Annotated in this window: 10 protein-coding genes; 5 read left to right on the top strand and 5 right to left on the bottom strand. The window is 71.6% G+C overall.

Going from position 1 to position 10,751, the window contains the following annotated elements:
• The 5 genes from E1294_RS48470 to E1294_RS56840 all read left to right on the top strand — a co-directional run.
• On the top strand, positions 1 to 1,262 hold a 1,262-nt coding region (locus E1294_RS48470), incomplete at its 5' end, for an acyltransferase family protein (protein ID WP_425465281.1).
• A gap of 46 nt (positions 1,263 to 1,308) precedes the next feature.
• Positions 1,309 to 1,893, top strand: a complete 585-nt coding sequence (locus E1294_RS48475; protein WP_132518971.1) for a GNAT family N-acetyltransferase — start codon at positions 1,309 to 1,311, stop codon at positions 1,891 to 1,893.
• Positions 1,826 to 4,375 carry a DEAD/DEAH box helicase gene (locus E1294_RS48480; protein WP_246083812.1) on the top strand — a complete coding sequence of 850 codons (2,550 nt, stop codon included), beginning with the start codon at positions 1,826 to 1,828 and terminating at the stop codon, positions 4,373 to 4,375. The genes E1294_RS48475 and E1294_RS48480 overlap by 68 nt, the downstream gene beginning before the upstream one ends.
• A 195-nt stretch (positions 4,376 to 4,570) precedes the next feature.
• Positions 4,571 to 4,786, top strand: a complete 216-nt coding sequence (locus E1294_RS56835; protein WP_246083813.1) for a hypothetical protein — start codon at positions 4,571 to 4,573, stop codon at positions 4,784 to 4,786.
• A 63-nt stretch (positions 4,787 to 4,849) separates the two neighbouring features.
• Complete coding sequence (locus E1294_RS56840; RefSeq protein ID WP_246083814.1) at positions 4,850 to 5,101, top strand: DUF2087 domain-containing protein; 252 nt, start codon at positions 4,850 to 4,852, stop codon at positions 5,099 to 5,101.
• Between the two features lie 142 nt (positions 5,102 to 5,243).
• On the opposite strand, the gene E1294_RS48490 is transcribed toward E1294_RS56840, so the two are convergent.
• The 5 genes from E1294_RS48490 to E1294_RS48505 all read right to left on the bottom strand — a co-directional run.
• Entirely contained in the window at positions 5,244 to 5,621 is a 378-nt protein-coding gene (locus E1294_RS48490; protein WP_425465283.1) for a tyrosine-protein phosphatase, read from the bottom strand.
• Complete coding sequence (locus E1294_RS58645; RefSeq protein WP_425465282.1) at positions 5,513 to 5,959, bottom strand: tyrosine-protein phosphatase; 447 nt, start codon at positions 5,957 to 5,959, stop codon at positions 5,513 to 5,515. Before E1294_RS58645 ends, E1294_RS48490 begins: the two co-directional genes overlap by 109 nt.
• 72 nt (positions 5,960 to 6,031) lie before the next feature.
• Entirely contained in the window at positions 6,032 to 7,660 is a 1,629-nt protein-coding gene (locus E1294_RS48495; protein WP_132518977.1) for a beta-N-acetylhexosaminidase, read from the bottom strand.
• A 12-nt stretch (positions 7,661 to 7,672) separates the two neighbouring features.
• Positions 7,673 to 9,643 (bottom strand): NPCBM/NEW2 domain-containing protein, encoded by a 1,971-nt coding sequence (locus tag E1294_RS48500; RefSeq protein ID WP_132518980.1) that lies wholly within the window; start codon positions 9,641 to 9,643, stop codon positions 7,673 to 7,675.
• 11 nt (positions 9,644 to 9,654) lie between these two features.
• Positions 9,655 to 10,751 (bottom strand): alkaline phosphatase D family protein (locus E1294_RS48505; RefSeq protein ID WP_165977903.1); only part of this gene is annotated, 1,097 nt, incomplete at its 5' end.

A 10,751-nucleotide genomic window follows, 5' to 3' on the forward strand; every position in this document is an offset into this window, starting at 1 on the left:
CCCCCACCCCCGCAGCCACAGCCCCCGGGCCGCGCCGCACGGCAGGCCTGCGCGCGGTGGCGCGGGATCCGTTCATCGATCTGCTGCGCGTGTTCGGCATGGCGCTCATCGTCCTGCAGCACTGGACCATCCCGGTGTTGTCGTACGACGGGGGCCGGCTGACCACGGGCAACGCGCTGTCCACGCCCGGCGTGTGGGTGGTGACCTGGATCAGCCAGGTGATGCCGCTGGTGTTCTTCGCGGGCGGCGCCGCGAACGCGATCGGATTCGGGCGGAGCGGAAAGAGCGCGCCGCGGTGGCTGGCGGTGCGGCTGCGCCGGCTGGCCTGGCCCCTGCTGCCGCTGACCGCGGTGTGGATCCCGCTGCCACACATCCTGCTCACGCTGGGCGTGCCCGAGCAGCCGCTCGACGTGGGCGCGAAGCTGACCGGGCAGCTGCTGTGGTTCCTGGCCGTCTACCTGATCGCCGTCACGGCCACCCCGTACGCGCTGCGCCTGCACGAGAGGTACGGCCTGTGGGTCCCCGCCGGGCTGGCGGCCGGGGCGGTGCTGACGGACGTGGCGCGCTTCTCCACCGGGTTCGAGGCCGTGGGCTATCTGAACATCGTGTTCGTCTGGCTGGCCGCGCACCAGCTCGGCTTCCTCTACGCCGAGGGCCGGCTGCGCCACGCGTGGGCGCTGGCGGCAGGGGGCTTCGGGGCGGCGGCGCTGCTGGTGGCGTACGGCCCCTATCCGGGCAGCATGATCGGGCTGCCGGGCGCCGAGATGTCGAACATGGCCCCGCCCACCCTCGCCATGCTGGCCGTCTCCGCCGGGCAGATCGGGCTGGCCGTGCTGCTGCGTCCGTGGTTGCTGCGGCTGCGCACGGGCCGGCTGCTGGACTGGGCAGGGCCGCGGATCATGACGGTGTACCTGTGGCACATGCCGGCCCTGTTCGCCGTCACCGGCGTCGTGGTGGTCCTGCTGGGCATCGAGACGCCGGCGCCGGGCAGCGCACTCTGGTTCGCCGGATGGCCGCTCTGGTTCGGGTTGCTGTGCCTGGTGCTGTGGCCGCTGCTGAAGGGGTTCGCCAGGTTCGAGACGCCGCCCGCGCTGCCGTACGGCAAGGCGGGCTGGGGCGTCGTGCTCGGGGCGACCGCGCTGGTCGGCGCGGGGGTGCTGACCCTCACCGTGGGCGGCTTCGCCCCCGGCGGCGGGCCGTTCCTCGCGGTGATCGCGTTGCTCGGCGGGCTGCTGCTGACGGCGCCGCGCGCCGGGGCGTGAGGTCCGGAAACACCGGCGTAATCCGCCGGTGAGCAGAATGGGAGGCATGACGAAGGTCCGAGCCCTCGCCGACGCCGACCTGCCCGCCGTCGCCGCCGTCTACGCGCACTACGTGACGGGCAGCGTGGTTACGTTCGACGAGACGCCGCCCTCGCCGGAGGACTGGCGGGCGAAGGCGGCCGGCGTCACGCGGGCCGGGATGCCGTTCCTGGTGGCCGAGGTGGACGGCCGGATCGCCGGCTACGCCTACCTCGCGCAATACCGTCCCAAGCCCGCCTACCGGCACACCGTCGAGGACACCATCTACCTCGCACCCGGCATGACCGGGCGCGGGCTCGGCCGGCTGCTGCTCGGCGAGCTGATCGACGCGGCGCGCCGGACGCACGCCCGCCGGATCGTGGCGGTGATCGCCGATTCGGGTGACCCGTCGTCGGCGCGGCTGCACGAGGCGTTCGGCTTCGCCGAGGCCGGCCGGCTGAGGTCCGTGGGTTTCAAGCACGGGCGCTGGATCGACACCGTCCTGCTCCAGTTCGACCTGGAGGCGGACGCCCCGGTTCGGGCTGATGGGGCGGAGCCGGTTCGACCATCGGGCAAACTTCGGCAGGATAGAGGGTGTGAGCCTACTCGTTGACCGCCTGCCAGATGACATCGACGCCGATCCCGACGCCATCTTCGACGCCTTCGTCGCCTGGAACGCCGAGCGGGGGCTCACCCTCTATCCCGCCCAGGAGGAGGCGCTCATCGAGGTCGTCTCCGGCAGCAACCTGATCCTGGCCACGCCGACGGGCTCGGGCAAGTCGCTGGTGGCCGCCGGCGCCCACTTCTCCGCGCTGACGCGTGACGTCCGCACGTTCTACAGCGCGCCGATCAAGGCGCTGGTGTCGGAGAAGTTCTTCGACCTGTGCGCCGTCTTCGGCACCGAGAACGTCGGCATGATGACCGGCGACGCGAGCGTCAACCCGGGCGCGCCCATCATCTGCTGCACGGCCGAGATCCTGGCCAACGTGGCGCTGCGCGACGGGGCCGCGGCCGACATCGGCCAGGTCGTCATGGACGAGTTCCACTTCTACGCCGAGCCCGACCGCGGGTGGGCGTGGCAGGTGCCGCTGCTGGAGCTGTCCAACGTGCAGTTCGTCCTGATGTCGGCGACGCTCGGCGACGTGTCGATGTTCGAGCGCGACCTGACCAGGCGCACCGGGCGGCCCACATCGGTGGTCAAGCACTCCGAGCGGCCGGTGCCGCTCGTCTACTCCTACCGGATGACCCCGCTGCACGAGACGCTGGAGGAGATGCTCAGCACCGGCCAGGCGCCGGTCTACGTCGTGCACTTCACACAGGCCGCGGCCATGGAACGCGCCCAAGCCCTGATGTCGATCAACATGGCGACGAAGGCCGAGAAGGAGGCCATCGCCTCGATGATCGGCGGTTTCCGGTTCACCACCCGGTTCGGGCGCGCCCTGTCGCGGCTGGTCCGCCACGGCATCGGCGTGCACCACGCCGGCATGTTGCCGAAATACCGGCGGCTGGTGGAGCGGCTCGCGCAGGCGGGGCTGCTCAAGGTCATCTGCGGCACCGACACGCTCGGCGTCGGCGTCAACGTGCCGATCAGGACGGTGTTGTTCACGGCGCTGTCGAAGTACGACGGCAACAAGGTGCGCCGGCTGCGCGCCCGCGAGTTCCACCAGATCGCCGGGCGGGCCGGCCGGGCGGGCTTCGACACGATCGGCTACGTCGCCTGCCAGGCGCCCGAGCACGACATCGAGAACGCCAAGGCGCTGGCCAAGATCGGCGACGACCCCAAGCGGCGGCGCGGCTATGCCCGTAAGAAGCCGCCGGAGGGGTTCGTGGGCTGGAGCGAGGACACGTTCGTCAAGCTCCAGGAGGCCGAGCCCGAGCCGCTCAACTCGCGTTTCAAGGTCAGCAACGCCATGCTGCTCGCGGTGATCAACCGGCCGGGCGACTGCTTCCAGGCGATGAAGCACCTGCTGACCGACAACCACGAAGACCGCAAGTGGCAGCGGCGGCACATCAGCCAGGCCATCGCCATCTACCGGTCGCTGCTGGCCGGCGGCATCGTGGAGCAGTTCGCCCAGCCCGACGAGCAGGGCAGGCGGGCCCGCCTGACGATCGAGCTGCAGGAGGACTTCGCGCTGAACCAGGCGCTGTCGACGTTCGCGCTGGCCGCGTTCGACCTGCTCGACCGCGAGTCGCCGTCCTACGCGCTTGACGTGGTGTCGATCGTGGAGTCGATCCTCGACGACCCGCGCCAGATCCTGTCCGCCCAGCTCAAGAAGGCCAGGGGCGAGGCCGTCGCGCAGATGAAGGCCGACGGCATCGAATACGAAGAGCGGATGGAGCAACTGGCCGAGGTCATGTATCCGATGCCGCTGGACGACCTGCTGCTCGGAGCGTACGAAACCTACCGGCGCGGGCATCCGTGGGTCGGCGACTACACCGTCAGCCCGAAGTCCGTGGTGCGCGACATGTACGAGCGGGCCATGACGTTCGCCGAGTACATCCAGTTCTACGAGCTGGCCCGGTCCGAGGGCACGGTGCTGCGCTACCTGGCCGACGCCTACCGCACGTTGTCGCGCACGGTTCCGGAGCATCTCAAGACCGACGACCTGGTCGACCTGATCGAGTGGCTCGGTGAGCTCGTCCGCCAGGTCGACTCGTCGCTGATCGACGAGTGGGAGAAGCTCACCAACCCGGCCGCGGTGCTGGAGCAGAAGGACCAGCTGGAGGCCAAGGTGCGCCCGGTCACCGCCAACCCGCGAGCCTTCCGGGTGCTGGTGCGCAACGCCATGTTCCGGCTGGTCGAGCTCTGCGCCATCGAGAAGGAGGACGAGCTGGAAGAGCTCGCCCCCGACGTCGACTGGGGCGCGGCGCTGGACGCGTACTACGACGACCACGAGGAGATCCTCACCGACGCCGACGCCCGGGGGCCCGCACTGCTGCGGATCGCGGAGGAGAGCGGGTTGTGGAAGGTCCGGCAGACGATCAGGGATCCGGCCGGCGACGGTGATTGGGGCATCGACGCCCAGGTCGACCTGGCCGCCTCCGACGAGGAGGGCCGGGCGGTGCTTCACGTGATCGGGCTCAACCGGCTCTGAGATCCTGGAAAAGCGACAAGCCCTGTGCCGGAACGGACTGGCAAGGGCGCCCCGGCACAGGCCTGTCGATTAAGTGTCCGGTTCGGAGCGTTGAGGTCGTGTCATGACCATGTCTCAAGATCGAGACATTTCGTGACTTAGACGGTTACAAAGAGTCAGAAATCCTCGCGTCAATCATAGGACAAAATGGGTGAGGTGAACGACCACGACCTCCGGCGCGTCCTCGGGCTGCTCTCCCAGGACGACACGCTGCGCGCCTTCGCCGCCCTGGTGCTCGGCCTCCCCGGTGACCTGCCCCCCAAGGCGCTGCACAAGCTGGCCACCGGCGGCCTGGCCGCCCGCGACGACGACGGGAAGTGGCGGGCCACGCCCGAACGGTTCCGCGAGCTGCTGCGCGCGCACGCGGAGTAGGCGAAGGATCCGGCCCCGCAGCCGGCCCTGCGGCCGGATGGGAAGCTCGGCGCGGAGGAGCGGGTGTTGCGGACGTTCCTGGTCGACGGGCGGCTGACGACCACGACGATGCGCCGCGACAAGCGGCTCGTCCTGCTGCGGTACATCGTGCGGGTGTTCGAGCCGGGGGTGCGCTATCCGGAGAAGGACGTGACCGTGGCGCTGCGGGCCTTCCACGACGACTACGCGGCGCTGCGACGGTACCTCGTGGACGAGGGGCTGCTGTCCAGGGAGGACAACATCTACTGGCGCAGCGGCGGCCCGGTCGACCTCTGACGAGCCCCGGTCAGCCATGCGGGCGATCCCGTCCGGCGGGCACCTCATCCAGGCGACCGCCCAGCCGGGCGACCGGCTCCCTCAGTGCTTTCGTCAGGCGGGCGCGCTCGTCAGGCAGGCGCGCTCGCCAAGCGGGCGCTCGTCAGGCAGGCGCGTTCGTCAGGCGGGCGCGCAACAGGGGCACGTCCGTCGGGGACAGGCCGCCGCCCAGCAGGTACTCCTCCGCTCCGCCGTACCGGTCGCGCAGGTGAGTGAGCGTGGCGGTCATCGTGGCCGCCGTCACCTGGGCGAAGAGCCGGCGTGACCGTGCCCGTGCCGCTGCGCCGGGCAGGGCGGCAAGGTGCTCGCCGTGCCGCAGGCAGGCGGCGGTGAGCGCGTAGTCGGCGGCGATCTTCTCACCGGGCACGCCCGTCACGGCCAGCGCCACCACCAGCCCCGTGCGGTCCTTGCCCGAATGGCAGTGCACGACCACCGGCCCGGGCGAGGCGTGCGCGATGGCCGCCATGACCGCCGCGAACAGCGGCGCGCGCCCCGGCTCAGGATCGCCTCGTAGATCGCCGGCAGGGTCTCCCCCAGCTCCGCCAGCGCGGGCACGGTCTCGGGCCGGGGGCGGTCGGCGCGGATGAACGCGCCCCTTCGGATGCGGCCACCGCCGGAGACGGGCAGCCCGCCGAGGTCCCGCACGTTCTGGCATCCCGGCCACGCCAGCGCCCGCCCGCACGTCCCGCTCACGTGCAACACCCCGCCCCGGCGCTCCCGGCCGTCACGCCACCTCACGACTCGGCACCTCACCGCAGCCTGCCGCCCACCCGACGACCCGGCACCCGCCGCACGCACCGCCCTGCCGCCGCGCGACACGGCGCCGTCGCGCGTGGGCGGAGGCTCGGCGGCGGTTCCGTGGGGTGCCCGTGCCGCCTCTCGGTGAGGTGGTCAGCGCAGATCCCTGAGGTTGCTGGTCCAGGCGTCGATCGTGGCCTGCCAGGCGGCCGGGTCCTCAGGGCGGCCGGGCACGCCGGGGCGGGTCTGCCAGGGCAGCGGCCCCGACGCGCGCCGGTACTCCACGCCGATCGCATCCAGCCGCCCCAGGTGGGCCTCCAGGCGGGCGCGGAAGTCCGGCAGGTCGCGGTCGGCCGGGCTCCAGACGGTCTCGGCGAAGGCGGCCAACCGCGGGAAGGCCATGTAGTCCACCTGCCGGTTGCAGTCGATCAGCTCGGTCCACACGCCGCACTGCGCCCCCAGCACCCGCGCGGCGTCCGGCCGTCCGCGCAGCTCGGCGGGGACGGGTTCGAAGGCGTAGACGTCCTCCAGCGTGAGCACGGTGCCGAAGGGCACGGGCTCATCCTCCCCCGGCCCCTGCCGGTAGTCGAGGTAGACGGAGGTGTTGGCGCAGTTGATGACGTCGTGCCCGCGCCGGGCGGCGGCGACGGCCCCGAGGTCGCCGCGCCACGACGCCACCACGGCGCCCGGCGCCAGCCCGCCCTCGAGGATCTCGTCCCAGCCGACGAGCCTGCGCCCGCGCGCAGCCAGGTGGTCGCCGAGCCGCCGCACGAACCAGCTCTGCAACTCCTCCTCGTCGTTCAGCCCCAGTTCGCGGATCCGCCGCTGGGCGGCCTGGCTGGCCTTCCACTGGTCCTTACGGCACTCGTCGCCGCCCACGCACACGTACGGCGAGGGGAACACCTCGATCACCTCGTCCAGCACGTTCTGGAAGAACGCGATGGTGCTCTCCTCGACGTTGAGCACGTTGTCGCCGATCCCCCAGGTGGTGCGCACCTCCAGGGGCACGCCGAGGTTGCCCAGCTCGGGGTGGGCGGCGATGGCGGCCTGCGTGTGCCCCGGCACGTCGATCTCCGGGACGACCATGATGTGACGCCGCGCGGCGTACGCGACGATCTCCCTGATGTCGTCCTGGGTGTAGTAGCCGCCGTGGGGGCGGCCGTCCATGGCGCCGTTCCAGCCGATCTGGCTCTCCGCGCGCCACGCGCCGACCTCGGTGAGCCGGGGGTAGCGGCGGATCTCCAACCGCCAGCCCTGGTCGTCGGTGAGGTGCAGGTGCAGCACGTTCAGCTTGTGCAGGGCCATCAGGTCGATGAACCTCAGAAGATCATGTTTTGTCATGAAATGCCGGGCGACGTCGAGGATGCAGCCGCGCCAGCCGAAGCGCGGCTCGTCCTCGACGTACGCACCGGGCACCTCGAAGGAGCCGCCCGCCGCCCTCCTGAAAGCGGCGGGCGGCAAGAGCTGACGGAACGTCTGCGCGCCGTAGAACGCCCCGGCGGGCCCGCCGGCGACGATCTCAACTCCCGGCTCTACTCCCGGCCCGGCGTCCGACCCGACGGTCAGGCGGTAGGCCTCCGGGGGCAGGTCGCCCAGCGAGAGGGTGATCGCTCCCGAGCCGGGCCCCGGCAGCAGCTCGCCACCTGTCACGGGGGCCAGCTCGGCGCGCAGCCAGGCGGCCACCGCGGCGAGCGCCGGATCGGCGGTGAACGAGGTCCGGACGTCCAGGACGAACGAGCCCGGCCTGGACTCGTACGTGACCGGCTTGGGGACGATCAGCAACGGGCAACTCCTTTACGTGCAGATGATGGTGGCGTCGGCGAAGTCGACGTGGTCGGAGGTGGCGTTGTCGCCGCCGTTCGTCGCGACCAGCCGGATGGAACGAGCACCCTCGATGGACGCGGTGACCTTGCGGGCGGGCATGGACCCGGTGAGGAGGCCGGAGTAGGCGACCCGGCCCCCGTCGGCCCACACCTCGAAGCCGGCGGACCCGGCCGCGCCGACCTCGTCGTCGATCCCGGCCTGGAACTCGACGGTCGAGCAGCGCCCCGCGGTGAAGTACTCGATGTCGGCGGGCGCGTGCGCGCCGAGCCCTTTGGTGTACGTGACGCCCTCGATGGTGATCGGGCGGCCGTCACCGGCGGCCCGCTCACCGTTGCTGGTGTCCTTCTCGACCGGCCCGAAGTGGTTCTTGACGCGGGTCCACGGCACGTCGCTCACATACGTCCGGCCGGCCGGCGGCGCCTGGGCGACGGTGACGACGGCGGCGCCCGGCTGGGAGCCCCCGTCGAACGCGGCGGTCGCCGTGAGCTCGTGGTCCCCGCGCTCCGCGCCGGCCGGCGGGGTGACAGCCCACGTCACGGTGAAGGTGTCACCGCCGTCCAGCCTCCCTGTCCTCGCGGGCGTGCGGGCGGTGGCCTGCCAGCCGTCCGGGACAGCGAGCGTCACGCGCAGGTCACGCAGCCGCCCGGTGGCGCCGGTGTTGGTGACGCGGGTGACGATCTCGCCACTCCTGCCGGGCTCCAGCACGGACGGCCGGTCGTCGCCGAGCGCGCCCGGGTCCACCTCGAACGTCACCAGCGGCGGAGCCTGTTCGCGGCGCTCCGAGACGCGGAACAGCAGGGCGGCGTGCGCGGGCACCTGGGCGGCCAGCTCGCCCGTGGAGGAGGTGACCGTTCCTTCCCACAGATCCTCGATCCGGTAGCGGGCGTCGCCGAGCCGGGTGCCGATCGTGGCGGCCCGGTCGCTCTCGTTGAACAACACGATCGCCCGGTCGCCGTTCGCCAGGGGTTTGGCCAGCGCGTGGTACCAGCCGTCGGTCCGCACGAACGTGCCGTGGACGCCGAGCCGGTCCTGGTTCACGGCGATCACCTTGGGGTTGGCGACGATCGCGGGCGGGGCCTTGGCCGGGTCGGCCTGCAGGATCAGCGGGGCCGCGCCAACGGCCCAGAGCGTGAACTGGGTGCGGTATTCGGTCTCGGTCATCCCGCCGCGCCCCGCCTGGAGCAGGTCGGGGTCGGCCCAGCTGCCGGGGCCCGCGTTCCCGGCCCTGAGCTGGTTGAACTCCCAGACGTCGACCATCGAGGGGTAGCTGTCGGGGATGGGCCGGTTGTGGACGTTGGTGCGCCAGGTGGTGGCGCCGGCGTCCTTGCCCCAGAGCCACGGCACGGTGCTGCCGTCCTCGTTGTTCATGGCGAACACCACGTCCGCGCCGAGGTTCTGGCGCATGGGCGGGTAGAGGGCCTGGGCGATCTGCTGGACGTTCTGGCCGGGGAAGTCGGCCGTGGGGACGTTGCACCAGTCGTATTTGACGTAGTCGACGCCCCAGTCCTTGACCTGGCGGGCGTCGGCGGCCTCGCTCCCGTACGAGCCCGGCCCGCCGCCGGCGCACGCCCTGGTGCCGGCGGACAGGCTGAGGCCGAGCTTGAGGCCCTTGCCGTGGAGGTGGTCGGCGAGCGCCTTCATACCGCCGGGGAAGCGGGCGGGGTCGGGGGCGAGCACGCCGTCCGTACGCTGCGGGGCCAGCCAGCAGTCGTCGATGACGACGTACCGGTAGCCGAGCGGCACGAGCGGCGCCAGCGCGTCGGCGGCCTGGCGGACCGAGGACTCGGAGACCGAGCAGCCGAGCGAGCGGGTGCTCCAGCCCATCGGCGGGCCCATCGATGGGTCCGCCACGGCGGCCGTGGACGCGCTCGCGGCACCGGGTAAGGGGACGAAGGGCAGGGTGAGAAGGGCCGCCGCGGCGGCGGCCGTGATCGTGTGCATGGGGGGTCCTGTCAGGCGGGGTTGAGCCGGGGATCGCCGGGCTCGATGACGAACGAGCCGGAGGTGTAGGCGGGGGCGTAGGGCTCGGTGATCCGGGACAACGAGCGGAAGTCGACCTTCATCTCCTGCTGGGTGAGCCGGGTCCGCACGTAGCCGCGGCGGCCGTTGAAGAACTTCACGTGCGGGTTCTCCTCCAGCAGGATCTGCGTGTTGGGGTATTCGTCCAGGCCGTTGCCGGCGCTCGTCACCGACGTGGTGACCAGCTCGACGGCGACGGTCTTCGACTCGGGGTCCTGGTGGTCGCGCTTGATCTCCCCGGCCCAGTGGGAGTGCACGTCGCCGGTGAGCACGACGGCGTTGCGCTGGTTGTCGTCGATGGCGGCGGTCAGGCGGTTGCGGGAGGCGACGTAGCCGTCCCAGCCCTCGTTCGAGTAGCCCTTGCCCGCGCCGTTCGTCCAGTCCATCTCCATGAAGAAGACCTGCTGGCCGAGCAGGTCCCAGGTGGCGCGCGAGCGCTTCAGCTCGCCGTCGAGCCAGGCCTCCTGGTCGCGGCCGAGCAGGGTCCTGTTGGGCTCGAAGCGCTCCAGGCAGTCGGGGCCGACGGTGCCGCTCCTGCCTGTGCAGGCGTACAGGTCGCGATACTGGCGGGTGTCGAGGAGGTGCAGGTTGGCGATCGCCCCCCACCGGATGCTGCGGTAGAGCTTCAGCGAGGCGCCGCCGGGCCGCTGGGCGCGGCGCAGCGGCATGTTCTCGTAGTACGCCTGGAAGGCCTCGGCCCGGCGTTTGAGGAACGGCGGGTCGGGCTGCTCCGGCACGTCGCCGGCCCAGGCGTTCTCGATGTCGTGGTCGTCCCACACCACGACCCAGGGGGCGATGGCGTGGGCGAGCTGTGACTCGGGGTCGGCCTTGTGCTGGGCGTGGCGGACGCGGTAGCCGGCCAGGTCGAGGCATTCGCCGCCGGCCTGGTCACGGACGGGGTATTTGTAGTCGCCGTACTCGTAGATGTAGTCGCCGAGGAAGGCGATCAGGTCGGGCTGGTCCTCGGCCATCCTGCGGTACGGCGTGAACCAGCCGGCCTGGTAGTCGGCGCACGACGTGAACGACAGGT

This window comes from Nonomuraea diastatica, assembly GCF_004349015.1.
Classification (GTDB): Bacteria; Actinomycetota; Actinomycetes; order Streptosporangiales; family Streptosporangiaceae; genus Nonomuraea; species Nonomuraea diastatica.